Raw genomic sequence first — 26124 nt, forward strand, 5'->3', positions numbered from 1 at the left:
ATGACCCAGGCCGACGCGGTTGCATCACTCGTGGAGCGCAGGTTAGGCCGCGCCCTCGATCCCGACCTCAACTTCTTCGAAGCCGGTTTCGACTCGCTCGCGCTGGTCGAGCTGCACGAGGAGATCACCGCGGCGCTGGGCCTGAAGCTGCCGGTCACCGCGATGTTCACCCACCCGAACCTGCGCGCTCTCTCGCACCTGATCGCCAAGGGCCAGGAGGCCGCCCCGGCCCGGCAGGACGGCGTCCGCCGCCGTCCGCTGGGCGGCAGCCGCCGCGACGTGCGCGCCAGGATCCGCGAGGAAGGTCGGTGACCTCGCACGAACAGCCCGTCGCGGTGATCGCGGTGGGGCGTTTCCCGCTGGAGGCCGGGGCGGCCGAGGAGGCCGGGCACGATCCAGGAGCGCAGGCCGTCCGGCTGTACGGCGGGGTGGGCAAGGCCTGCGCCGCGCTGCTGGCCGGGGAGTGCGAGCTCGCCGTGACCGACGCCGGCGAGCTGCCGCCGGGAACGCTGCGCGGCACCCTGGTCCTGCGGCTGCTCGACCGGGCGCTGCTCGACGGCGACCTGGTGCACCGGGTGATCTGGCCCGGCGACCTGGAGGTCGAGGAAGGGTATCCGCCGGTGCACGCGCCGGGCGACGGCCGTCCGCGGGTCGTGGTGTGGTCCGGCCGCACCCGCGAGGAGGCCGAGTCGGTACGGCGAAGCCTGGCCGGCTTCCTCGCCGGGCTGCCGGAGGACCGCTACGCCGACGTGGCGGGCACCCTGCAGCAGGGACGCGCCCACCACCCCGTGCGCGGCGCGGTGGTCTGCCGGAGCGCCGCGGAGGCCGCCCTCGCGCTGGGCCGGGAGCACGACTACGAGCAGGAGCCGGTCAGCCCGGCCCTCTCCGCCGGGGCAGCCGGTCTGTACGGCGTGGAGCCGGTGTTCACCGAGGCCGTGGACGTGTGCGAAGAGGTGTTCGAAGCCCGCGGCGTCCAGGCGTCACCCGCCCTCACCACCGCCTACGGGCTGGCCGCCACCCTCGCCGCCTGGGGCGTCCTGCCGGCCGTCCCGGACCCGGCGGCCCTCGTGGACGCCCCCTCGCCGCACGACACGCTCACCGCCCTCACGCGGGCGAACCCCGGGGCCGAGGTCGAGGCGGGTCCCGACCGGGCCGGGTTGCTGGCCGCCGTGGCCAGCTTCTGGACGGGTGGCGGCCGGGTGGACTGGGCCGCGCTCGACCCCGATCATCCGCTGCAACGCGTCCCCGTCCCGAGGCCGCAGCCGGAGCTGCCCGCCTCCGTGGAGGAGCCGCGCCCGCTGTCGGCGGTGCCGTACTCGTTCTGGGTGCTGGAGCAGCTCGCGCCGGACAGCGGCGTGTCGAACCTGGCGGTGGCGCTCAGGTTCCGGACGCCGCTGCGCCGGCTGCCGCTGCAGATCGCGGTGAACCGGCTGGTCAAGCGGCACCCGGCGCTGCGCCTGCGGTTCCCCGTGGTGGACGGGACGCCCGTCCGGCACCTGGTGGCCCCCCAGGACGCCCAGCTGAAGGTCGAGACCCGGGCCACGACGGAGGAGACGCTGGTCGCGGACCTGCGGTCCTTCCTGGACGAGCCCTTCGACCTGGGCCGCGACCTGCTCGTCAGGGTGGGGCACTTCACCCTGTCCGACGGCGCGGGAACCGTGGTGTGCCTGGCCGGCCACCACATCATCATCGACGGCACCTCCATGCAGCTCCTGGTGGAGGAGCTGGGCCGCTTCTACGACAGCCAGACCGGGCACGGCCCGCTGCCCCCGGAGCTGGCGGGCCCCGCGCCGATGCTGGAGCCGGGGGAGCCGTCGGAGGAGTCGATCGGCTACTGGCTGGACCGGCTCGACGGCGTCGACCCGGCCGCCATGGTGCTGCCGGGCAGCAGGCCCTCGCCGGTCCGTCCGACGTTCGCCGGGCACACCTGCTCCTGGCAGGTGGACGCCGAGACGGTCGCGGCCCTGGACGAGCTGCGCGCCAGGCTGCGCACCACCGGCAACATCGTGCTGGCCACCGCCTTCCTGCTGACGCTGCGCGGGCATGGCGCCGGCCCGGACCTGGTGATCGGCATGCCGGTCAGCACCAAGACGGGCGAGCAGCACCGGCGCGTCGGCTACGCCGTGAGCACCCTGCCGCTGCGCGTCCACGTCGAGCCGGACGACGACTTCGAGCAGCTCGCCAGGCGCGTGGAGGAGGCGTTCGCGGAGGGCGTCGAGCACGCCGGGGCCTCGGTGGAGGCGGTGCTGACCCGCCGCGGGCACGGTACCGACGACTGGCGGGTCCCGCTGTTCCGGCACATGTTCAACTACCGGCCCTGGAGCGACGAGAAGGTGCACATCCAGGGAGAGGTGCCCGGCTATGTGGACAACCTGATCGACCGCAGCCGCCTGGACATGCAGTGCAACGTCATCCAGGAGCCGGACCGGCTCACCGTCCGGATGGTGCACAGCACCGAGGTGCACGACGAGGACGAGATCGCGGCGTTCACCGCCAGGCTGTGCGCGGTGGTGCGGCAGGCGGCGCGCGGCGGAGTGCCGGACGTGTTCTCCCCGGCCGACCGGGCGCTGCTCGACCGCATCAACGACACGGGCCGCACCTGGCCGGGCACGCTGGCCGGGCGCATCGTGCCGGGCCCGGCCGTGGCGGTGCGCGAGGGCGACCACGAGGTCACCTACGACGAGCTGCTGGGACGCGCGGCCGCGGTCCGCGACCTGCTGCGCGAGCACGGGGTGGGTGACGGCGACGTCGTCGCCCTGGCCCTGGGGCGCTCGGCGGACCTGGTGGCGGCGGTCCTCGGCGTGTGGCAGGCGGGAGCGGCGTTCCTGCCGCTGGACGTGCGGCAACCGGAGTCACGCCTGGCCTTCCAGGTGGCCGACTCGGGGGCGCGGCTGATGGTCGCGGCGGGCAGCCCGCACTGGGCGGGCGGGACGCCGGTCGTGCCGATGCCCGGCGCGCGGGGGGACCACGTACCGGCCGAGACCGGGGACATCGCCTACGTCATCTACACCTCCGGCTCCACCGGGCAGCCCAAGGGCGTGCAGGTCACGCACGCGAACCTGACGAACCTCGTGCTCGACTTCGCCGACCGGCTGGGCGCGCCCACCAGCGTCCTGTGGTCCACCACCACCTCCTTCGACATCTCCTGGCTGGAACTGCTGCTGCCGCTGGCCTGCGGCGGCACCGTGGTCGTGGCCTCCGACGAGGACCAGCTCCAGCCGGGCAGGTTCCTGGAGCTGATCGCCGGAAGCGACGTCCAGGTCGTGCAGGCCACCCCCACCGCGTGGCGGCTGATCGCGCCGGAGGCCGGGCGCGAGCTGGCCGGGCGCACGGTGCTGTGCGGTGGCGAGCCGATGCCCGCCACCCTGGCCAGGGACCTGCTGGAGCTGGGCTGCCGGGTGTTCAACGTCTACGGGCCGACCGAGACGACCATCTGGTCCACCGCCGCCGAGCTGCGCGAGCCGCCGCGCGACCCGGTCCCCGCCGGGGAGCCGCTGGCCAACACCCAGATCTTCGTCACCGACGCCGCGGGCCGCGAGCTGCCGCCGGGCGTGCCGGGCGAGCTGTGCGTCGCCGGCGCGGGGGTGAGCGCGGGCTACCTCGACCGTCCCGAGCTGACGGCGCAGCGCTTCGGCCACCACGACCGGTACGGCCGGTTCTACCGGACCGGCGACCGCGCGCGCATCCGCCACGACGGCCGGCTGGAGCTGCTCGGCCGCGACGACCGGCAGATCAAGCTGCGCGGCCACCGCATCGAGCTGGGCGAGGTCGAGGCCGCGCTGCACGGGCACGAGGCGGTCCGGACGGCCGCGGTGATCCTCGACGGCGACCCGCAGACCGACGGACGGCTCGCCGCCTTCCTGGAAGTCACCGGCGAGACCACCGAGGAAGAGCTGTGGCGCTTCGCCAGGACGCGGCTGCCCGACTACGCCGTCCCCACCCGGTACGTCGTCACCGAAAGGCTGCCCACCACGGCCAACGGCAAGATCGCCTACCGTGAGCTGAAGGTGCCCGACGAGGGCCGCGCCCCGGCGCGGGAGGCGGGCGACGGGCTGGTCCGGCAGGTGGTGGCGCTGTGGAGCGAGGCGCTGAACCGGCCCGGCCTCGGGCCGCACGACAACTTCTTCCTCAACGGCGGCCACTCCGTGCTGGCCGTCCGGCTGATCGGCCCGCTGGAGGAGCTGGCGGGCCGCGCCGTCTCGGTACGGGCCGTGTTCGACCATCCGACGCCGGCCGAACTGGCCCTGCACCTGGGGGAAGCCCGATGACGCCGTGGTACGTCCAGGTCAAGGAGGGGGAGCGGGCGCTGGTCGCCTTCCCGCACGCGGGCGGCGGTCCGGCCTCGCTCGGCGAGCTCGCCGGGCACTTCCCGCCCGAGGTGGGCCTGTGGTCGGTCAACCTGCCGGGACGCCAGGCCAGGCTGGCCGAGGAGCCGCGGACCGACCTCGACGGGCTGGTCGACGACCTGGCGCGCGACCTGGCCGGGTGGCGGGAGCCGTACACGCTGTTCGGCTACTGCAGCGGGGCGTTGCTGGCCTTCCTCGTCTGCCGGCGCGTGGTCGAGCTGGGCGGGCGGCCGGAACGGCTGGTCGTGGGCTCGTTCGCCGCGCCGGACGTCACCCTGCTGCTGCGCCGCCTGCCGTCGTTGCCGTCGTGGCTGTTCTGGGAGCAGCTGATCGAGCTCGGCGGCGTCCCGCCGGAGCTGGCCGACCGGAAGGCGCTCTGGCCGGTGCTGGAGCCGGCGCTGCGCGCCGACTTCGGGCTGCTGGCCGGCTATCACCACCGGCCGGGACCGCCGCTGCCGGTGCCGATCTCCGTCCTGTACGGGGCCAGGGACGCCTCGCTGACCCGGGGCGGCCTCCTGGGCTGGCGGCGGCAGAGCGTGCACCGGCCCGCGTTGAAGGAGCTCGACTCCACCCACTGGCTGGCCGAGGAGACCCCGGACGCCCTGGCCGCCGCGATCGTTGAGGAGATGGGATGCGCCTCGGTTACAGCATGAGCTACTGGGGCGGCGCGGGCCTCGGCCCGGCCGACCACCTGGCGCTGGTCCGCGAGGCGGAGGCCCTGGGCTACTCGTCCGTGTGGGCGGCCGAGACCTACGGCACCGACCCGGCGAGCCTGCTGGCCTGGGTCGCCGGCCAGACCGAGCGCATCGCGCTCGGCACCGGCGTGCTGCAGATGTCGGGACGCAAGCCCGTGGTCGCCGCGATGACGGCGGCCACCCTCGACCAGGTCTCCGGCGGCCGCGCCCGGCTGGGCGTGGGCCCGTCCGGCCCGCAGGTGGTCGAGGGCTGGCACGGCGAGCGCTTCGACCGGCCGCTGGCCCGCGCCCGCGACTACCTCCAGGTGGTGCGCAAGGCGCTGGACGGCGAGCCGGTGCGGCACGAGGGCCCCACGATGACGCTGCCCCTGCCCGGCAGCGAGGGCAAGGAGCTGACGCTGGCCGTCGCGCCGGTCCAGGAGCGGCTGCCGGTCTACCTGGCCGCGATGGGCCCGAAGACGGTCGCGCTGGCCGGCGAGCTCGCCGACGGCTGGCTGGCCATCCACTTCCCGCCCGACCACCTGGCCCGCATGGCCGAACACCTCAACGGCGCCGCCCTGGACGTCGCCCCCATGGTGCTCACGCTCGTCGAGGAGGACCAGGAGCTGGCCTACGACATGATGCGGCCCATGCTCGCCCTCTACCTCGGCGGCATGGGCTCGCGCCGGACCAACTTCTACAACCGCCTGGCCGCCACGCTCGGCTTCGAGCAGGAGGCCGCCCGCATGCAGGAGGCCTTCCTGGACGGGCGGCAGGGTGAGGCCATGGCCATGCTGCCCGACGCGCTCGTGGACGCGATGACCATGTGCGGCCCCGCGGGCAAGGTGCGCGAGCGGATGGCGGCCTACCAGGAGGCGGGCGCGACCACGCTGATCGTCGGCCTGGTCACGCCCACCCGGCGGCTGCGCAGCCGTCAGCTGCGGCTCATTGCGGGTCTGGCGCCGGCATCCCGATGAGCTTGGCCAGCGGCGACCAGGCCATCGCCGCGATCGGCACCAGCGCGCCGACGGCGATGACCACCCACAGCGTCGTCCGCGTGCCCACGGCGCCGGCCAGCAGGCCGGCGCCGAGCGCGCCCAGCGGGGCGGGGATCAGGCCCAGCGAGTAGATCGAGGCCACCACCCGGCCCTGGAGGTGCGGCGGGGTGACCGTCTGCACCAGGCTGGTGTTGGTGACGAAGAAGATCTGCGAGCTGACGCCGCTGACCAGCTGCGCGACGACGAGCATCGCCACCGAGACCCAGACCGGGCCGACGGCCAGCGGGATGAGGAAGAGCGCCAGGTTGCCGTACACCATCGACCACACCAGCACCTTGCCGATCGCGTAACGCCGCATCACCTTGACGGCGACCAGCGCCCCGATGATCGCGCCCACGCCGCCGCCGGCCAGGATGCTGCCGAACCAGGCCGCGGGCACGCCCAGGTCGCGGATCACGTACAGGGCGTAGATCGAGTTCATCGAGCCCAGGATGAACAGCGAGTACACGGCCGAGGAGACGGCCAGCGGCCGGATCAGCTCGTGCCGCATCACCCAGCCCATGCCCTGCCAGATCGCCTTGTGCACCTGCGCGGGGGTGGTGTCGTCCGGCTCCGGACGGGCCTCCGGCCGCTTGATCAGGGACACCGCGATCGCGGAGGCCAGGTACGACACCGCGTCGATGATCAGCAGCGCGGGCGCGGCGAGCACCTTCAGCAGCGCCGCGGCCAGGCCCGGCCCGAACGTCTGGGCGGCCGACTCGGTCAGCTGCAGCTTGGAGTTGCCCTCCATGAAGTTCTCCCGCGGCACCAGGAACGGGAAGTAACTGCGGTAGGCCGTCTGGAAGAGCGTGCTGAGCAGGCCGAGCGCGAAGATGACGCCGTAGAGCCAGGTCAGCGTGAGCAGGTCGGCGAACCACGCCACGGGGATCAGCATCAGCAGCACGAAGCGGGCCGCGTCCGTCCAGATCAGGATGGGCCGCTTGCGCACCCGGTCGGCCAGCACGCCGAACAGCAGGAAGAACACCATCGGCAGTCGCAGCAGGAAGCCGACGACGCCCATCTCCGCCTCGGAGGCGTTCAGGACGGTGACCGCGATGACGGGGAACGCGAACAGACTGATCGCCGAGCCGAACTGCGACAGGCTCTGGCCCGCCCACAGCCGCAGGAAGTCGGGGTGCTTCCAGAGGCTCGTCTGCTCACTGGTCGGGGATGCCATGATCCATCCACCTTCTGATCTCGGTGGCCGCTCCGGCGACCAGGGGTTCGTACAGGATCGGGACGCGTTCCTCGGGGATCGCGACGTGGGCCAGCCGCCCCTTGGCGACGGAGGGCCAGTTGCCGTCCTCGCGCCTGGGCGCGAAGAGCGCGACGCCGCCGTCGTAGGGCTCGTGCCGGTAGCCGCCGACCGCGTGCGCGTTGGCCCGGAACACGGCCAGGTAGCGGCGCGCCTGCTCGACCTCGGCGGTGTCGGGCGCCAGCCGGTCGGCGGCGGAGGCGGCGCCCATGACCGTCAGGAGCTGCTCCTCCGGCGGCCGGGCGGCGAGTTCGGCCGGGTCCAGCCCGAGGGTCTCCTCGGGGCCGCCGGCCAGCGCGTGGAACAGCAGGACCGTGTCGTCCTCCAGCGACGCCTCGGCCACTGGCTCCTCGGCGTTGGCGTAGAGCAGCACGACGAGCGGCACCTGCTCGCCGCGCTCGCGCAGCCGCCTGGCCACCTCCAGGGCGATGTTCCCGCCGATGCAGAACCCGCCCAGCACGTACGGCCCCGCCGGCCGCACCTCCAGCAGGTCGGCCACGTAGGCGTCGGCCATCTCGGCGAGCGTGGCGTGCGGCTCCTCGCCGGGCGCCAGCCCGCGCGCGGCGATGGCGTACACCGGCTGGTCGGGGCCGAGGCGGCGGGCCAGCGGGTGGTAGCGGAAGACCTGGCCGCCGAGCGCGTGGATGAAGAAGATCGGCGTGCGGTCGCCGTCCGGGTTGAGCGGCACGACGTGGCTCGGCGGCGCCAGGTCCTCGGGCTGGCGGAGCACCCTGGCCAGCTTGCTGATCGTCGGCGCGGTCAGCACGGTGCCCACGGGCAGGCTGCGACCCAGCTCCTGGCGGATGCGGGCGGCCAGCCGCAGGGCGCTCAGCGAGTGGCCGCCGAGCTCGAAGAAGTCGTCCAGGATCCCGGCCGCGGGCACCTGCAGCACCTCTTCGTAGAGCGTGGCCAGGCGCGCCTCCACCTCGTCGCGTGGCGGCACGTACGGCCGGCCGCTCGCCGTCTCCGGCGCGGGCAGCGCGGCCCGGTCGAGCTTGCCGCTGCGGGTGAGCGGGAGGGCGTCCAGGCTCACCCACCGGCGCGGGATCAGGTGGTCGGGCAGGACGTCCTGGAGGTCGGGCACGTCGCCCACCACGTAGCCGACCAGGCTGTGCCCGTGCGCCGTGACGGCCGCGTCCCGGACCCCCGGCTGGGCGCGCAGGACGGCCTCGATCTCGCCGGGTTCGACGCGCATGCCGCGGATCTTGACTTGGTGGTCGGTGCGGCCGAGGTATTCGAGTTCCCCGGTGGGGAGCCAGCGGGCGAGGTCGCCGGTTTTGTAGAGGCGTTGGCCGTTGGGTGCGGGGAGGAAGCGTTCGGCGGTGAGTGCGGGTTTGCCGAGGTAGCCGCGGGCGAGTTGGATGCCGCCGATGTAGAGCTCGCCGGGGGTGCCGATGGGGACGTCTTGGAGGTGTGGGTCCAGGACGTGCAGGGTGGTGTTGTGGACGGGTTTGCCGATGGGGACGGTGGTTTCTCCGGGTTGGCAGGGGTGCCAGGAGACGTCCACGGCTGCTTCGGTGGGGCCGTAGAGGTTGTGCAGTCCTGGGAGGTCGTGGCCGGGTGGGAGGGCTTCGCCCGAGCAGATGATCCGGGGCGGGAGTTGGATCTCTTCTTCTTCCAGGAACGCCTGCAACATCGAGGGGACGAAGTGGGCAGTGGTGATGTTCTCGGTCTTGATGAGGTCGCGCAGGTAGGCGGTGTCGCGGTGGCCGCCGGGCCGGGCGATGACCATGGTGGCGCCGGTGATGAGCGGCCAGAACAGTTCCCACACCGACACGTCGAAGGTGGTGGGTGTTTTGTGCAGGACGCGGTCCTGCGGGGTGAGGTGGAAGGTGTCCTGCATCCAGCGCAGCCGGTTGACGATCGCGCGGTGGGAGACGCCGACGCCCTTGGGCCGTCCGGTGGAGCCGGAGGTGAAGATGACGTAGGCCAGGTTGTCCTCGTGCACCGGCGGCGGGGTGAACCGGTCTCCGGAGGTCGCGGCGGTGAGCACGGTCGCGGCGCCCGCGTCGGCGAGCATGCCGCGCCGCCGTTCCTCGGGATCGGCCGGGTCGAGCGGCAGGTAGGCGCCGCCCGCCGCCAGCACGCCGAGCAGCACGACGGGCAGGTCCAACCCGCGTTCCATGCAGACGCCCACCGGCTGGTCCACCCGCACGTCCAGCCCGGCGGCCACCGCGCGGGCCCGTTCGGCCAGCTCGCGGTAGGTCAGCCGGTCGCCCTCGAAGACGACCGCCGTCGCGTCCGGGGCGCGCTCGGCCTGCTCGAACACCAGGTCGTGCAGGGTGCCGCCCGGATGTTCCCGATCGGTGGTGTTCCAGCGCGCGAGCTGGGCCGCGTCCTGCGGCGAGATGCCCGCCTGTCCGGACAGGGCGCGGAGGTAGTGGTCCCGGATCGCCGCGACCTGGTCGGCGGGGAACTGCGTGGTGTCGTAGGAGATGGTCAGCGTCAGCCCCTGGCCCGGCGTCCGGACGAAGGCCGTGCTGAAGGCGAAGTCGGTCTGCTCGAAGAAGTCCTGGCCCTCGATGGGCGTGGCGGCGGCGCCGTTCACGTGGAAGTCGCGGAAGTCCACGTGCGTGTCCAGCAGGCGCGCGCGACCGCTGGCCCGCTGGATCTCGAAGAGCGGGAAGTGCCGGTACGGCAGCGCCGCCACCTCCGCCTGGAAGACCCGCTGGACCAGGTCGGGTGCATCGGCCCGGACCCGCAGCGGGACGGTGTTGAGGAACAGGCCGAGCACCTCGTCGCCGGCCTCGCTCTCCGGGCGGCTGTGCGTGAGCATCCCCGTCAGGACGTCGGGATCGCCGGTGAGCAGGGCCATGACGCGCACGTGCGCCGCCAGCACCACCGAGCGCAGCGGCACCCGGGCGGTGGCCGCCTGCTCGGCCAGCGCCTTCGCCAGGTCGCCGGGGAGCGCCGTGGCCAGCACCGCGACCTCGCGCGGCCCGCCGGTGGGGTAGCCGGGCATCCGGGGCAACCGGCCCTCCGGCGCCTCGGCGATCGCGTCCCGCCAGAACTCCGCCGCCTCCGGCCGGGCCAGCATCGCCTTCTCGGCCGCCACCAGGTCGCGGAAGCGCGCCGCCGGCGGCTCCACCGGCAGCCCGGGGGTCGCATAGCGTTCCAGCAGCTCGCTGACCAGCCGCGCGACGCTCCACCCGTCGAGGATCGCGTGGTGGAAGTAGACGGTCAGTGCGAACCGGTCGGCTTCGGGCCGCACGTGGACGCGGAGCAGGGGAGCCCGCGTCCAGTCGAACGGCCCGTACTCCGGCTCGCCGCCGGAGACGGTCAGCGGGATCTCCGCACGGTCGTGCACGAGCTGGACGGGCTCGCTGAACCCGGTCAGGTCGAAGGACGTCCGCAGCACCTCGTGCCGGGCCGACAGCTCGTCCAGCGCCCTGACCAGGGCCGCCTCGTCGAACGTGCCGCGCAGCGTGAGCGTGGTGTGGTCGTGGAAGGTCACGCCGTCCAGCTCGCTGTGGTACAGCATCCCGGCCTGGAGGGCGCTGAGCGGGTAGGCGTCGATGATCATCGCGTGAGCCTCTCTCTGTCCGCCACGCTGAGCAGGTCGAAGGCTCCCGCCGTGGTCTCCGGTACGGCCTGCCGCGGCCGCAGCACGGCGGCCAGTTCGGCGACCGCCTGATGGGTGAACAGCTGCTGCAGTTCCACGTCGTAGCCCGTGGCGCGCAGCCGGGCGACGACCTTGAGACTGCTGATCGAGTCGCCGCCCACGGCGAAGAAGGTGTCGTGCCGGCCGGCCCGGTCTAGGCCGAGCACCTCCTGCCAGACCTGCGCGACGGCGATCTCCGCCGCGCCGCGCGGCGGCTCCCACGGCAGGTCGGCCGGGCGGTCAGGCGCGGGCAGGGCGGCGCGGTCGAGCTTGCCGTTGGCGGTGACGGGCAGGCGGTCCAGCCGCACCCACGCCGTCGGGATCATGTAATCCGGCAGCGCGTCGGACAGCTCGGGGACGTCGCCGACGACGTAGCCGACCAGGCGGCCGTTAACCAGCTTGGCCGCCGCGGCCGTGACGCCGGGTCGCTCCCGCAGCACGGCCTCGATCTCGCCCAGCTCCACGCGCATGCCGCGGATCTTGACTTGGTGGTCGGTGCGGCCGAGGTATTCGAGTTCTCCCGAAGGTAGCCAGCGGGCGAGGTCGCCGGTTTTGTAGAGGCGTTGGCCGTTGGGTGCGGGGAGGAAGCGTTCGGCGGTGAGTGCGGGTTTGCCGAGGTAGCCGCGGGCGAGTTGGATGCCGCCGATGTAGAGCTCGCCGGGGGTGCCGATGGGGACGTCCTGGAGGTGTGCGTCCAGGACGTGCAGAGTGGTGTTGTCGACCGGTCTGCCGATGGGGACGGTCGGTTCGCCCGGTCGGCAGGCGTGCCACGAGACGTCCACGGCCGCTTCGGTGGGGCCGTACAGGTTGTGCAATCCTGGGAGGTCATGGGGTGGGAGGGCTTCGCCGGAGCAGATGATCCGGGCTGGAAGCCGAATCCCTTCCTCTTCCAGGAACGCCTGCAACATCGACGGGACGAAGTGCATCGTGGTGATGTTCTCCGTCTTGATGAGGTCGCGTAGGTAGGCGGTGTCGCGGTGGCCGCCGGGCCGGGCGATGACCATGGTGGCGCCGGTGATGAGCGGCCAGAACAGTTCCCACACCGACACGTCGAAGGTGGTGGGTGTCTTGTGCAGGACGCGGTCCTGCGGGGTGAGGTGGAAGGTGTCCTGCATCCAGCGCAGCCGGTTGACGATCGCGCGGTGCGAGACGCCCACGCCCTTGGGACGCCCGGTCGAGCCGGACGTGAAAATGACGTAGGCCAGATTGTCCTCACGCACCCGCACCACGGAAGCCGCAGCCGGCCGCACGTCCGCCGCCGTGACCATCAGGTCGGCGCCCGCGTCGGCCAGCATGCCGCGCGTGCGCTCCGCCGGGTGGGAGGGGTCGAGCGGCAGGTAGGCGCCGCCGGCCGCCAGCACGCCGAGGAGCACGACGGGCAGGTCCAGCCCGCGTTCCATGCAGACGCCCACCGGCTGGTCCACCCGCACGTCCAGCCCGGCGGCCACCGCGCGGGCCCGTTCGGCCAGCTCGCGGTAGGTCAGCCGGTCGCCCTCGAAGACGACCGCCGTCGCGTCCGGGGTGCGCTCGGCCTGCTCGAAGACCAGGTCGTGCAGGGTGCCGCCCGGATGTTCCCGATCGGTGGCGTTCCAGCGCGCGAGCTGCCTCCGCTCCTCGTCCGGCAGGATGTCCAGACGCCCCACCGGCACGTCGGGGGACGCCACCACCGCACGCAACAGCGCGGCGAACCGCTGCGCCAGCCGCTCGATCGTCTCCGGCCGGAACAGCTCGGCGTTGTAGACGAAGCGGCCCTGCAACAACTCGCCCCGCTCGGCGGCGTAGAGCTCCAGGTCGAACCGGGTGGTCGTGCTGTCCGGCTCGAAGCCCTCGCCGTCGCCGCGGTAGCTCTGCAGCGCGAACAGCACCTGGACCAGCGGCGGGCGGCTGACGTCGCGTTCGGGGTCCAGCTCGGCGACCAGCTTCTCGAAGGGCAGCTCCTGGTGGCCGTAGACCTCGATCGCGCCGTCCCGCGTGCGGCGCAGCAGCTCGGCGAAGCCGGGGTCGCCCGCCAGCCGCGCCCGCAGCGGGAGCAGGTTGACGAACAGCCCGACCATGTCCTCGAACTCCGGCCGGGTCCGTCCGGCCACCGGCGACCCCACCGCGAAGCCGGTCGTGCCGGACCAGCGGGCCAGCAGCACCTGGAAGGCGGCGAGCAGCCCCATGTAGAGCGTCGCCCCCTCGGCCCGGCACAACTCGCGGAACGCCGCCACGTCCAGCTCCACGTCGTGCCAGCCGCCCCGGAAGGTCTGCCGGGCCGGGCGCGGCCGGTCCAGGGGCAGGTCGAGCACCTGCAACCCGTCCAGCTCGGCGCGCCAGAACGCCAGGTCGGCGGCCAGCCGGTCGCCGCTCAACCGCTCCCGCTGCCACAGGGCGTAGTCGCCGAAGCCCAGCCGCGGCCCGCTCTGCGGCGGCGTCAGCAGCTCGCGGAGGATGAGGTCGGCCGACCAGCCGTCGGCGACGATGTGATGGACCGCCACCAGCAGCGCGTGGTCGTCGGGCGCGAGCCGGACCAGGGTGGCGCGCAGCAGCGGGCCGTCCGCCAGCTCGAAGGGGAGTGCGGCGTCGGCGCTCAGCACCTGCCTGGCCGCCGCCTCGCCCGGCACGTCCACGACGCGCAGTGGCACCCGCACCCGGTCCGCCACCCGCACCTCCGGCCGCCCGTCGGGGCCGGCGGGGAAGGTCATGCGCAGGCTCTCGTGCCGGGCGACCACGGCGTCCAGCGACTCCCGCAGCCGTTCGACGTCGAGCGGGCCGCGCAGCCGGGCCGACACGGGCAGCACGTACGCGCTCGTCCCGGGGGCGAACTGCTCCATGAACCACAGCCGCTCCTGCGCGAACGACAGCGGCGGATCGCTGCCCTCGGCACGTCGCGGGATCTGCTCCGCGGCGCCCAGGCCCGCGACCGCCTTGCGGAAGCGGGCCTGCACGCGGGTTCGCCGTTCATCCACGCTCGTCGGCCTCCTCGGCCAGGTGTTCCAGGGCCGCGGCCAGCAGGCGTGGCGTCGGGTGGGTGAAGGCCAGCTTGAGCGGCACGTCCAGCTCGACGGCCGCGGCGATGCGGGCGGTGGTCCTGGTGGCCAGCAGCGAGTGGCCGCCGAGCTGGAAGAAGTCGTCCAGCACGCCCACCCGCTCCAGCCCCAGCACCTCGGCCCAGACCAGGCAGACGAGCTCCTCGGCCGGGCCGGCCGGCGGCTCGTAGGCGGCGCCGCGCGGCCGGCCCGGCGCGGGCAGGGCGTCCCGGTCGACCTTGCCGCCGGGGGTCAGCGGGATGCGGTCGAGCGAGACGATCGCGCTGGGCACCATGTGCGGGGGCAGCTCGGCGGCCAGGTGCTCGCGTAGGGCGTCCCCGGCGTCGTGGACGGCGTAGGCGATCAGCCGGTCGTCGTGGACCACCACCGTGGCCTGCCGCACCGACGGGTGGGCGAGCAGCGCCGACTCCACCTCGCCCGGCTCGACCCGGTAACCGCGCACCTTCACCTGCCGGTCCAGGCGGCCGAGGATCTCCAGGCTGCCGTCCAGGCGGAAGCGGGCCCGGTCGCCGGTGCGGTAGAGGCGCGACCCGCCTGGGCCGGGGACGAACCGCTCGGCCGTGCGAGCGGGCGCGCCCCGGTAGCCGCGGGCCAGGCCGCTGCCGCCGATGTGCAGCTCGCCCGCGACACCGGCCGGCACCGGGAGCCCGTCGGGCCCCAGCACCTGGAGCGTGGTGCCGGGCAGGGCGACGCCCACGGCCGGGCGGCGCAGCGCCTCGGACGGGTCCATCTCGGCGGTGGCGGCGATGATCGTGGCCTCGGTGGGGCCGTAGCTGTTGACCAGGCGCACGCCCCGGGGGCCGGACGCGTACCAGGCGGCCAGCGCGGGGCCGGGCAGCGGGTCGGCGCCCAGGATGACCAGCCGCAGGCCGGGCGGCCATTCGACGCCCATGGCCACCAGCTCCTGCCAGTACGACGTGGGCAGGTCCAGCACGGTGAGCGCGGCGCCCTCCGGGGTCTTCAGGAAGTCCGGCAGCGGCTCGTCCGGGCACAGGACGAGCTCCGCGCCGGCGGCCAGCGCCGGGTAGATCTCCTCGGCGTGCGTGTCGAAGCTCGGCGAGGCGAACTGCAGGACGCGGTCGCCCGGCCCGAGCTCGTAGTGGCCGCGCATCCAGCCCACCCGCGACGCCAGCGCCTCACGCGGCACCTCCACGCCCTTGGGACGCCCGGTCGAGCCCGAGGTGTAGATCACGTAGGCCAGCGAGCCAGGCCCCGCGGCCTCGGCGCGCGGCGCCTGCGGCGACTCGCGGAGATCGTCCTCGTCCAGCACCAGGGCCGCGCCGGCGTCGGCCGCCATCCACCGCAGCCGCTCCGGCGGGTACGCCGGGTCGAGCGGCAGGTAGGCGCCGCCCGCCCGGCCGACGGCGAGCATCCCGGCGATCAGCTCCACCGAGCGCCCGGCGCGCAGGCCGACGACCGTGTCCGGGCCGACCCCGGCCGCGGCCAGGCGTCCGGCCAGCGCGGCGGCCATGGCGTCCAGCTCGGCGTAGGTGACCCGGCGGTCGCCGTGGCTCACCGCCGTCGCGCCGGGCGCCAGCCGTACGCGCTCCTGGAAGAGGTCGAGCACGTCGCGCGCGGGGGGCTGCGGGGTGTCGAGGACCTGCGGCCGGTCCTCGGGCAGCAGCATGGCCGCGCGCAGCGCGGACAGCTGCGTGCCCGGGTCGCGCACGACCGCCTCCAGCACCCGCTCCCACCGCCGCAGCAACCGCGTCGCGGTCTCCTCCTCGAACAGGTCGCGGGCGTAGGACAACATCGCCCAGAGGGAGCCGTCGAACTGGGTGACGTCCAGCATCAGGTCGAACTTGGCCTGGGTCGCGCCCGGGTCGAACATCTCCGCCTCGACGCCGGGCAGCGGCAGGGCGCCGGCCTCCTTGTCCTGGATCACGAACATCGCCTGGAACAGCGGCGTCGTGCTCAGGTCGCGGCGGATGCCGAGGTCGTTGAGCAGGCGTTCGAAGGGGATGTCCTGGTGCGCGAACGCGTCCAGGACCGTGGCCTTGGTCCGCGCGAGCAGCGTGCGGAAGGACGGGTCGCCGGACAGGTCCCCGCGCAGCACGAGCGTCTCGGGGAAGAAGCCGACGACGTCCTGGAGCTCCGGACGGTCGCGGCCGGCGATGACCGAGCCGACCGTCAGGTCGTCGGCGCCGCAGTGCGCGCCCAGCAGGAGCTGGTAGGCGGCCAGCAGGACCATGAACAGCGTGCCGCGCTCGTCCTTGGCCAGCTGCTCCAGCCGGGCGGTCAGCTCGGGGCCGATGCGCCGCGCGCAGTAGTCGCCGCTGGCCACCCGTACGGCCGGCCGCGGCCGGTCCGTGGGCAGGTCGAGCGGCTGCACGCCGTCGAGCTTGGCGCGCCAGTAGTCCAGCGACTCCCGCGACGGCTCACGGCCGCGCTGCCAGGCCGCGAAGTCGCGGTAGTCGATCGACGGCACGCCCAGCCCGGCCGCGTTCCCCGTGTAGCAGGCGGCCAGCTCCGAGAAGATGATCTTCAGTGACCAGCCGTCCGCCACCAGGTGGTGCAGGACCAGGCAGAGCACGTGATCGGTCGCCGCCAGCGTGATCAGGTGCACCCGCACCAGCGGCCCCGTGGCCAGGTCGAACGGCGTGTTGGTCAGCTCGGCCACGATCGCCGTGGCGCGCGCCTCGCGTTCGGCGGCGGGCAGGTCCGTGAGGTCCACCAGCACCGGATCGAGCTTCAGCGCCGGCTCCACGACCTGGACCGGGCTGCCCTCCACCGCGGGGAAGCGGGCCCGCAGCATCGGGTGCCGCGCCGCCACGGTGGCCAGCGCCCCGGCCAGGTCACGGATGGACAGCTCGCCGCGCAGCCGCTGCACCATGTACATGTTGTAGGAGGCGTCGGCGGGGTCGAGCCGCTGCAGGAACCACAGCCGCTCCTGCCCGTAGGAGAGCGGCGCCGGCGCGTCCGGGTCGCTGCGCGGGGGGATCCCGGCGGGCCGGGCCTTGGGCTGCCGCTGGAGCCTGCGCTCCAGCGCCGCGCGCTGCTCCGGGCTGAGGCGGGCCAGCCGCCCTCTCACCTCGCTCATCCGTCCGCGTCCTCCGCCAGGAGATCGTCCAGCTCGACGTCGCCGAGCTGGAGTTCCAGCACGGCCAGCGCGTGCTCGGCCACCGTGGTGAGCTCGAAGCACACCCGCAGGTCCATCTCGATCCCGTACGCCTCCCGGTACCGGGTGATCAGCAGGACGGCCAGCAGCGAGTGCCCGCCGAGCGCGAAGAAGTCGTCCTCGACGCCCACCCGGTCACGGCCGAGCAGCTCGCCCCAGAGCGCGCACAGCTCCTCCTCCAGCGGCGTCTCCGGCGCGACGTAGCTGGTGCCGAGATCGCTGCGGCCGGGCCCGGTGGGCGACGGCAGCGCGGCCCGGTCGAGCTTCCCGCTCGGCCCCACGGGGAACTCGGTGACCGGCACGAACGCCTGCGGCACCAGCGCCGACGGCAACGTGCGGGCCGGCCCGGTCCGCAGCTCGTGCGACAACCGGCTCGGATCGCCCGTCCAGTCCACGTAGGCCACCAGCCCGCGGCCGCCCGGCGCGTCGTCGCGCAGGGCGACGACGACCCCGCGCACGCGTGGGTCCGCGGCCAGCGCCGCCTCGACCTCGCCCAGCTCGACCCGCCAGCCGTGCACCTTGACCTGGTCGTCGATGCGGCCGAGGAACTCCAGCTCCCCGTCGGCGCGCAGCCTGGCCAGGTCGCCGGTGGCGTACAGCCGCGCCCCCGGCGGCCCGTACGGGTCGGGGACGAAGCGCTCGGCCGTCAGCCCCGGCCGTCCCGCGTAGCCGCGGGCCACCTGGACGCCGCCGATGTGCAGCTGGCCGGGCACGCCGACGGGCATCGGCTCCAGGCGCTCGTCGAGCACGTGCAGACGGCAGCCGGGCATCGGACGGCCGATGGGGATCACGGTCTCGCCCGGCCGGCAGGCGTGCCAGGAGACGTCCACGGCGGCCTCGGTGGGGCCGTACAGGTTGTGCAGCTCCACGCCGGGCAGGCGCTCGAAGAAGCGGGCCGCCGTCCTGGGCGGCAGCTCCTCGCCGCTGCACACCACCCGCCGCAGCGACGCGCACGACTCGATGTTCGCCTCCTCCAGGAAGAGCGCGAGCATCGACGGCACGAAGTGCATCGTGGTGACCGCGTGCCGCTTGACCAGGTCACGCTGGTGGGCGGGGTCGCGGTGGCCGCCCGGCCGCACCGGGACGAGGCAGGCGCCCTGCAGCAGCGGCCAGAAGAACTCCCACACCGACACGTCGAAGCTGGTCGGCGTCTTCTGCATCACCACGTCGCCGGCCGTCAGGCCGAACGTCTCCTGCATCCAGGCGAGCCGGTTGACGATGCCGCGATGGGTGTTGACCACGGCCTTCGGCCGGCCGGTCGAGCCCGAGGTGTAGATCAGGTACGCGGCGTCGTCCGGCCCGGTCACCGGGTCGAGGTCGCCGGAGCCGAGGTCGTGGTCGTCCTCCAGCAGCACCGTCTCGACCGGCCCGAAGGACGGCAGGTGGCGCTGGGTGAGCAGCACCCGCGCGCCGGAGTCGGACAGCATGAACTCCAGCCGGTCCCGCGGGTACTCCGGATCGAGCGGCACGTACGCCCCGCCCGCCTTGAGCACCGCCAGCAGCGCGACGACCAGCTCGGGCGAGCGTTCCGCGCAGACCGCCACGGGCCGGCCGCGCTCCACGCCGATCTGCCGCAACCGCCGGGCCAGCCGGTTGGCGCGGCCGTTCAGCTCGGCGTAGGTCAGCGTGAGGTCGCCGAAGAGCACCGCGGGCGCGTCGGGGGTCGCGGCGGCCCGGGCCTCGATCAACGTGTGCAGGGTGCCCGGCTCGGCCTGCGGCCCGCCGTCCCCCAGGGCCAGCACGCGCGCACGCTCGTCCGCGTCGAGCACGGGCAGCTCGGGGACCGCCCGGTCGGGGTCGGCGGCGGCCGACTCGACCAGCGTGCGCAGGTTCGCCTCGAAGCGTTCGATCGTCTCGGCGTCGAACAGGTCGGTGGCGTACTCCAGCCGGGTGTGCAGCACCCCGTCGCGCATGTTGACGTCGAGCTGGAGGTCCACCTTGGCGGTGCCGTTGGCGATCTGCCCTTCGTTGGTGCGGATCGCCAGGTTGAACATCACCTGGTAGATCGGCGGCACGCTCAGGTCCCGGGCCGGTTGCAGGTCCTCCACGAGCCGCTCGAACGGCAGCTCCTGATGGTCCAGCGCCTCGGCCACCGTCGCCCGCACGCGCCCGGCCGCCTCGCGGAAGCCGGGCGCGCCCGACAGGTCCACGCGCAGCGGCACCGCGTTGACGAACATGCCGATGACCGGCTCGGTCTCGGGCAGCAGCCGGCCCGCGACCGGCGTGCCCACCACGATGTCGTCGATCCCCGACCAGCGCGACAACACGGCGGCGTACGCGGTGAGCATCACCGTGAACAACGTCGTGTTGAGCTCCTTGGCCAGCCGCTCCACGGCCGCCGACAGCTCGGGGGAGTAGGCGCCGAGCCGGATCCCGCCCCGGTAGCTGCGGCGGGCCGGCCGCGGCCGGTCGCCCGGCAGGGCGAGATCGGCCGGCACCCCGGCCAGCCGCTCGCGCCAGTGCACCAGCTCGGTCTCCAGGAACTCGCCGGACAACCTGCCGCGCTGCCACACGGCGAAGTCGGCGAACTGGATCGGCAGCTCGGGCAGCTTCGGCGGCCGGTCCTCGCCGAGCGCGTCGTAACACTCCTCCACCTCGTCCATGAAGACCATGGAGGAGACGCCGTCGAAGATCGTGTGGTCGAAGACGACAACCAGCCGCAGGTCGTCCTCGGCCAGCTTGACGTGCCTGCCGCGGTACAGCGGCGCCCGTTCCATGTCGAACGGCAGCACCGCGTCCGCCCTGGCCAGACGGGCCAGCTCCGCCTCGGCGGCGGCCCGCGGAAGGTGGCTCAGGTCCGTCTCGGTCAGCGCCGTGGGCGGCGCGCCGGGGTGGACGATCTGCACGACCTGCCCGTCCCGGAAGTCGAACGTGGTGCGCAGCGCCTCATGACGCCGCACGACCAGATCGATCGCCCGCTCCAGCCGGCGGGGGTCCACCGGCTGCCTGGCCGCCATCGGCATGACCATGCCGATGTTGTAGACGGCCAGATCGGGCTCGAAGCGTGAAAGGAACCACATCCGCTCCTGGCCGGAGGATGCGGGGAAGGCATCACTCACTGTCCATGGCCTCTCGCAGACTCTTCGGCCGCATGTCGGTCCACACCTGCTCGATGTGCGCCAGACAGGCTTCCTTGGTGCCGGAGAAACCGGCGTCGTACCAGCCGGAGGGGTTGTCCCGGCCGGCGGGCCAGATGGAGTACTGCTCCTCGTCGTTGCGTACGACCTTGGTGTCTGCGCTGGTTTCTGTGCTGTTCTCTGTGCTGGTCTCTGTGCTCATGCGGAACTCCGGGGGAGGCGGGGGATGGTCTGGGTGGCGGGCCCGGAAGGAGCGGGCTCGGGGGCCGAAGCCGTGGCGGCGTCGATCAGGGCCGCGACCCCGGCCACGGTCGGCTCCTCGAAGAGGTTGCGCATCGGCAGCCGGACCCCCAGCTCCTTGCGGATCAGGGCGATCAGCTGGACCGCGATGAGCGAGTTGCCGCCCAGCTCGAAGAAGTCGTCGTCGACGCCGATGTGGTCGCCGCCGAGCACCTCGCCCCACAGGCGGGCGATGGTGGCCTCGGCGTCGTTGCGCGGCGCGACGTAGCCCTCGGCGGGCGCCTTGTCGTGCCGGTCGGCGACCGCCGCCGGATCGAGCTCGCTCTCGACGGTCTCCTGGGTCAGCGAGCCGACGCCGGCGACGAGCTCGGCCACCGTGCTGGCCGCCACCACGACCTGGGGGCCGAGCGGGGCGGCGAGCAGCCTGCGCAGGGAGAGCGCCCCGTCGGCCGGCCTGATGCCGGCCGCGTCGTCGGCCGCGATCGGCGCCGCCGTCGCCGCCGTGGACGCGGCCGCGGCCGGGGCGGCGACCTGGGACCCGGCGCTGGAGCGCACCCCGGAGACCACGGCCTCGGTGTCGATCCTGCGCAGCACGTAGTCGGAGATCTGCACCAGCACCGTGCCGTCGGGCGCGATCAACGTGACGTCGACGACCAGCACCTCGTCGGTGTCGGTGCTGGTGATGCGCAGATGGCTCCAGAACGCCTCCGGCAGGCTGCCGAAGACGGTGATGCGGCCGTAGCCGAGCGGCAGGTAGTGGCCCTCGACCGCGACCCAGCTGAAGGTGGTGGCGGCGTCGAGCAGCGCCGGGTGCAGCCCCCACCGGTCGAGGTCGGCCATCAGCGCGTCGTTGGCCTCGAACAGGCCGAGCGCCTCCTGCCGGCCGACATGCGTGGCGGTCAGCGTCCGGTGCCAGTGCGCGCCCAGCGTGAGCAGGCCCGACAGCGGGACGCCGCCCTGCTCGTCCGCCGAGGACACGCAGCGGTCCATGATGGCGCGCAGGTCCACCCGGTCGGCGGGCGGCGGGCTCACCTTGGCCGCGGTGCCCCTGGCGTGGGTGCGGTGCGAGCCGCCGATGATGCTCTGCACCTGGAAGTCGGCGCCGTCCGCCTCCGGGGTGAAGAGCACCCGTACCTCGGCGGTCGCGCCGTCGGCCACCGACAGCGGTTCGACGAACACCACGTCCCGCAGCTCGACCAGCCCGCCGCCGGGCAGCACCGCCTCGGCGGCCGTCCTGGCCAGCTCGACGTGGCCGGTGCCGGGCAGCACCGGCACGTCGGCGATGCGGTGCTCGTCCAGCACCCAGTGCGTGCCGGGCGAGAGCGTGCCGCTGCACCAGTCGAGCCCGCCGATCTCCCCGGCGTGCCGCGCGTCGAGGACCGGGTGGTCGAGCGCCTTGATCCGGTCGCCGCGCTGCAACGCGACGAATCCCGCGGGCGCCGCGGTCTCCACCGCCATGCCGACTTCCAGCCACCTGCCCCAGTTGACGCTGACGACCTGGGCGGCGTTCCAGCCTCGTCCGGCGCGGGCGTGCGCGTCGAGGAAGTTGTTGGCCGCGCAGTAGTCGATCTGGCCGAACCCGCCGGCCACCGCGGTGATCGACGAGCAGAGCACCACGGCCTCCAGCTCCAGGTCGCCGAACGCCTCCTGCAGCGCCAGCGTGCCGAGCAGCTTGGGCCGCAGCACGGCCTCGGCCGCCTCCCGCTCCTTGACCTGGGCCATGCCGCCGCCGGGCAGGCCGGCCGCGTGCACGAGCACGTCCACCCGGCCGAAGGCGGCCAGCGTCTCGTCCCTGACCCGGCGCATGTCCGCCGGGTCGGTCACGTCGGCGGCCAGGGTCAGCACCCGCGCCCCGGCGGCCTCCATCCGGCCGATCGCCTCGGCGGCGCGCGCCTCGCGGGCCGACCGCGGCGGGCCTTCGGGCAGCCCGCTCCTGGACAGCAGGACGATGCCGACGCGGGCCCGCGCCGCCAGGTCCTCGGCCAGCGAGATGCCGATGCCGCCCAGGCCGCCGGTGATCACGTACACCTGGCCGTCGCGCGGCTCGCCCGGCTCGCTGTCCACCTCCACCTGCTCGTATCCGAGCAGCCAGCGCTTGCCGCCGCGCAGGGCGACCGGGGCCAGCAGCCCGGCCTCGCCCGGCTCCGGCGCGCGGCCCAGCTCGGCGGCGATGCTTAGCACCGCCGCCGCCCGGTTCGTGTCCCCGTCCGGCGCGTCGATGTGGCGGACGCGCAGCCACGGCGTCTCCAGCGGGACGACCCGGGTGAAGGCCGCCAGCGTCGCGTGCTCCGGCCGGGTCAGGTCGCCGCCGACGACGTCCATCGTGCCCGCGGTCACCAGATCGAGCTGCACGCCGCCCGGCGGCTGGGCCGCCGACAGCGCCTGCACGAGACCCAGGACGCCGAAGAAGCCGCGGTCCTGCGCCGCCCACGCCTGCTCGCCGCCGGTGAGGGCCCAGGCGTGCACGATCCGCTCGGGGATCTCGCCGACCGCCTCCAGCAGCGCGTCGTAGTCCTCCCGTACGGCCGGCCGCACCGTGAAGTGCCCGTCGAAGGCGCCGAACGCGGCACCCGGCCGCACCTCCAGCACCTCGGCCCCGGAGGCGCGCAGCGCGTCGGCCAGCGCGGCCGAGTCCTCGTCCACGAAGGCCAGGCAGCGCGTGACCGGCGACGGAGTCCCCGGACGGGCCGGCGCCTGGTGCCAGACGGGCACGCCGTACCACCGCTCGGGCGGCAGGGGGCCGTCGGCCTGCTGCGGACGGGCGACGCCGCCGGCGAAGGCGCCCTGCGGGTCGGGGTCGATCCAGGCGCGCTGCCGCTCCCACGGGTAGCCCGGCAGCGAGACGCGGAAGCCGGGGGCGCCGAAGTCGTTCAGCTCGATGCCGTGCACCCACAGCGCGCCCACGGCCTGCGAGAGGACCGCGACGTCGCCGGCCCGGTCGCGCGGGCCGGGCAGCGACGGCAGCGGCGCGATCGCGCCGGCGGCCAGCTGGGTGCCGGCCAGGCCGCACAGCTGCCGGCCCGGCCCGCACTCGATCATGATCCATTCGCCGTCGGCCAGGAGCGTCGAGACGCAGTCGCCGAAGCGGACCGGTTCGCGCACGTGCCTGGCCCAGTAGGACGGGTCGGTGGCCTCCGCGGCGGTGATCCAGGTGCCGGTCACGTTGGACAGGAACGGCAGGCTCGGCGCGGCCGGGCGGGCCGCCGCGACCAGCTCGCGGAACTCGCGCAGCATCGGCTCCATCATCGCCGAGTGGAAGGCGTGCGAGGTGCGCAGCCGGGTGCAGCCGATGCCCTCCTCCTCCAGCATCTCGGCCAGCTCCGCGATCGACTCCGACGGGCCGGACACGACGCACGTGCCGGGGCCGTTGACGGTGGCCACGGAGACGTCGTCGGGCAGCATCGGCGCGATCTCGTCGGGCATGAGCTGCACGGCCAGCATGGAACCCGGCGGCAGCGCCTGGATCAGCCGGCCGCGCGCCGCGACCAGCCGCATCGCGTCGGGCAGGGTGAAGACGCCGGCGACGGTGGCCGCCGCGTACTCGCCGATGCTGTGGCCGATCATCGCGGCGGGCTCGACGCCCAGCGAGAGCCAGAGCCTGGCCAGCGCGTACTCGACGGTGAACAGGGCGGGCTGGGTGAGGGAGGTCTGCCGCAGCGCCTCGTCCGCCTCCTCGCCGGTGGCGAAGATCTGGTCGCGCACGTCCAGGACGGCCGCGCACTCGTCGACCGCCTCGCGGAAGATCGGCTCGTTGCGGTACAGCTCCGCGGCCATGCCGCCGTACTGGGCGCCCTGACCGGAGAAGAGGAAGGCCACCTGCGGCGGCCGCTTCGGCTTGGCGCCGGTGACGATCCGCCTGGGGTCGGACAGCGCGGCCACCGCGTCGCCCGGCGAGGTGGCGACGACGACGGCCCGGTGCTTGAGCTCCCGGCGGCCCACGCGCAGCGTGAACGCGGCGTCGGCCAGGTCCGTCTCGGGGTGCGCGGCCAGGTGCGCGGCCAGCCGTTCGCGCGCCGCGGCCAGCGCGGACTCCGTCCTGGCCGACAGCTTCAGCAGGTGCGCGGGCCGCTCACGGGGCAGCGACGGGCGCGGCGGGGCCTCCTCCAGCACGGCGTGCGCGTTCGTGCCGCCGATGCCGAACGAGCTGACGCCCGCGCGGCGCGGGAACTCGTCGCGCTCCCACTTCGTCGGCGAGGAGACGACGTAGAACGGGCTCGACGGGAAGTCGATCTTCGGGTTGGGGCTCTTGAAGTGCAACGTCGGCGGGATCAGCTTGTTCTCCAGCGCCAGCACCGTCTTGACCAGGCTGGGGATGCCGGCCGACTGGCCGAGGTGGCCGATGTTGCTCTTGACCGAGCCGATGCCGCACCACTGGGTGTCGCTCGTGTGCTGGGCGAACACGCTGGACAGCGCGGCCACCTCGATCGGGTCGCCGAGCGCCGTGCCGGTGCCGTGCGCCTCGACGTAGGTGACCGTACGGGGGTCCACGCCGCCGACGCCCAGCGCCTGCGCGATGACCGCGGCCTGGCCGTCCAGGCTGGGCGCGGAGAAGCCGACCTTGCCCGCGCCGTCGTTGTTGATCGCGTTGCCCAGGACCACCGCGCGGATGTTGTCGCGGTCCTCGATCGCCTCCGACAGCCGCTTCAGCACCAGGACGCCGCCGCCGCTGCCCCAGGTCGTGCCGCCGGCGTCGGCGTCGAAGGAACGGGTGTGCCCGTCGGGGGAGACGATGCCGTCCTGGTCGTAGATGTAGCCCTCGCCCTGCGGCAGGTCCAGCATGGCCGCGCCGGCCAGCGCCATGTCGCATTCGCCGTTGCGCAGCGCCTCGCACGCGATGTGGAAGGCCACCAGCGCGGTCGAGCACGCGGTGTGCACGGTGTAGCTGGGGCCGCGCAGGTCGAGCTTGTAGGAGGTGAGGGTGGCGCAGTAGTCGACGTGGTTGCCCACCATGACCGCCAGCCAGCCGGCGTTCTTGTGGGCCTGGGCGTTGCTGCGGATGTTGCGCCACTGGTAGGTGTCCGTCCCGGTCCCGGCGTAGACGCCGATCTCGCCCGGGTAGCGGAACGGGTCGTAGCCCGCGTCCTCCAGCGCCGTGTGCGACAGCTCCAGGAACAGCCGGTGCTGCGGGTCGCGGACCTCGGCCTCCCTGATCGACATGCCGAAGAACGCCGCGTCGAAGCCCTCGTAGTCGTCCAGCGTCATGGCGGCCGGCACGAAGTTCGGGTCGGCCAGCAGGCTCTCCGCCGTGCCCAGCGCCCGTTGCTCCTCCAGGGTGTACGTGGTCAGCGACTCGACGCCGTCGGCGAGGTTGCGCCAGAACTGCTGCGCGTCACCCGCTCCCGGGACTCGGCACGACAAGCCGATGATCGCGATCGGCTCGGCCGTGGGCTCGTCCGTCATGGGGCAATCCCCTTCTCGTTGCGGTTCCTCAACCTGTCTCGCCGTGAGGCCAGGCGGCGTGCCGCCCGGTCCAGCCCCGGACTGCCGCCCGCGCCATCGAGATGAGCGGCCAGCGTCCGGATCGTGGGATGCCTGAACAGCTCCGTGATCGGGATCTCGCGGCCGGTCGCCGCCCGCAGCCGGGCCTGCACCGCCGCCACGGCCAGCGAATGGCCGCCGATCTCGAAGAAGTTGTCGTCGGGGCCGAGCCGCGGCACGCCCAGCACGGCGCGCCACACCTGGGCGACCGTCTTCTGGGTGGGGCCGTCGAGGCCGCCGCCGGCGGCCTTCGGCTGCTCGACCGGCCG

The 26124-nt window shown here is 73.9% G+C and carries 12 protein-coding genes (1 of these 12 running past the window's edge); 4 read left to right on the forward strand and 8 right to left on the reverse strand.

Translation table 11 applies throughout. The features are described 5' to 3' along the window. The 4 genes from AB0J76_RS13480 to AB0J76_RS13495 are packed head-to-tail and all read left to right on the forward strand — an operon-like array spanning window position 1 to window position 5997. On the forward strand, window positions 1–312 hold the full coding sequence (locus AB0J76_RS13480) for an acyl carrier protein (protein ID WP_352323355.1): 312 nt from the start codon (window positions 1–3) through the stop codon (window positions 310–312). After that, window positions 309–4268: an amino acid adenylation domain-containing protein gene (locus AB0J76_RS13485; RefSeq protein WP_352323356.1), complete on the forward strand. Its 3960-nt coding sequence runs from the start codon at window positions 309–311 to the stop codon at window positions 4266–4268. The genes AB0J76_RS13480 and AB0J76_RS13485 overlap by 4 nt, the downstream gene beginning before the upstream one ends. Then, on the forward strand, window positions 4265–4999 hold the full coding sequence (locus AB0J76_RS13490) for an alpha/beta fold hydrolase (protein ID WP_352323357.1): 735 nt from the start codon (window positions 4265–4267) through the stop codon (window positions 4997–4999). The genes AB0J76_RS13485 and AB0J76_RS13490 overlap by 4 nt, the downstream gene beginning before the upstream one ends. Further along, entirely contained in the window at window positions 4978–5997 is a 1020-nt protein-coding gene (locus tag AB0J76_RS13495) for an LLM class F420-dependent oxidoreductase (RefSeq protein WP_352323358.1), read from the forward strand. Before AB0J76_RS13490 ends, AB0J76_RS13495 begins: the two co-directional genes overlap by 22 nt. Here AB0J76_RS13495 and AB0J76_RS13500 read toward each other — a convergent pair. The 8 genes in view from AB0J76_RS13500 to AB0J76_RS13535 are tightly spaced (each overlapping or abutting the next) and all read right to left on the reverse strand, a layout consistent with a single transcriptional unit that may run on beyond the window. Continuing rightward, complete coding sequence (locus AB0J76_RS13500) at window positions 5966–7234, reverse strand: MFS transporter (RefSeq protein WP_352323359.1); 1269 nt, start codon at window positions 7232–7234, stop codon at window positions 5966–5968. The two genes, AB0J76_RS13495 and AB0J76_RS13500, sit on opposite strands and share 32 nt — an antisense overlap. Beyond that, entirely contained in the window at window positions 7215–10835 is a 3621-nt protein-coding gene (locus tag AB0J76_RS13505) for an amino acid adenylation domain-containing protein (protein ID WP_364389523.1), read from the reverse strand. The genes AB0J76_RS13500 and AB0J76_RS13505 overlap by 20 nt, the downstream gene beginning before the upstream one ends. Beyond that, on the reverse strand, window positions 10832–13861 hold the full coding sequence (locus AB0J76_RS13510) for an amino acid adenylation domain-containing protein (protein ID WP_364389525.1): 3030 nt from the start codon (window positions 13859–13861) through the stop codon (window positions 10832–10834). Before AB0J76_RS13510 ends, AB0J76_RS13505 begins: the two co-directional genes overlap by 4 nt. After that, window positions 13854–16982 (reverse strand): amino acid adenylation domain-containing protein, encoded by a 3129-nt coding sequence (locus tag AB0J76_RS13515; protein ID WP_352323362.1) that lies wholly within the window; start codon window positions 16980–16982, stop codon window positions 13854–13856. The genes AB0J76_RS13510 and AB0J76_RS13515 overlap by 8 nt, the downstream gene beginning before the upstream one ends. Continuing rightward, window positions 16979–20119: an amino acid adenylation domain-containing protein gene (locus AB0J76_RS13520; protein ID WP_352323363.1), complete on the reverse strand. Its 3141-nt coding sequence runs from the start codon at window positions 20117–20119 to the stop codon at window positions 16979–16981. The genes AB0J76_RS13515 and AB0J76_RS13520 overlap by 4 nt, the downstream gene beginning before the upstream one ends. Then, complete coding sequence (locus AB0J76_RS13525) at window positions 20112–20339, reverse strand: MbtH family NRPS accessory protein (protein WP_352323364.1); 228 nt, start codon at window positions 20337–20339, stop codon at window positions 20112–20114. The genes AB0J76_RS13520 and AB0J76_RS13525 overlap by 8 nt, the downstream gene beginning before the upstream one ends. Then, entirely contained in the window at window positions 20336–25777 is a 5442-nt protein-coding gene (locus tag AB0J76_RS13530; RefSeq protein WP_364389528.1) for an SDR family NAD(P)-dependent oxidoreductase, read from the reverse strand. The genes AB0J76_RS13525 and AB0J76_RS13530 overlap by 4 nt, the downstream gene beginning before the upstream one ends. After that, window positions 25774–26124 carry the final stretch of an amino acid adenylation domain-containing protein gene (locus AB0J76_RS13535; RefSeq protein WP_364389530.1) on the reverse strand. 4263 nt of this gene lie beyond the right edge of the window, so the window shows 351 of its 4614 coding nt (coding positions 4264–4614); the start codon falls outside the window, past its right edge; it ends in the stop codon at window positions 25774–25776. Before AB0J76_RS13535 ends, AB0J76_RS13530 begins: the two co-directional genes overlap by 4 nt.

The sequence above is a fragment of the Nonomuraea sp. NPDC049624 genome, assembly GCF_040675255.1.
Lineage (GTDB): Bacteria > Actinomycetota > Actinomycetes > Streptosporangiales > Streptosporangiaceae > Nonomuraea.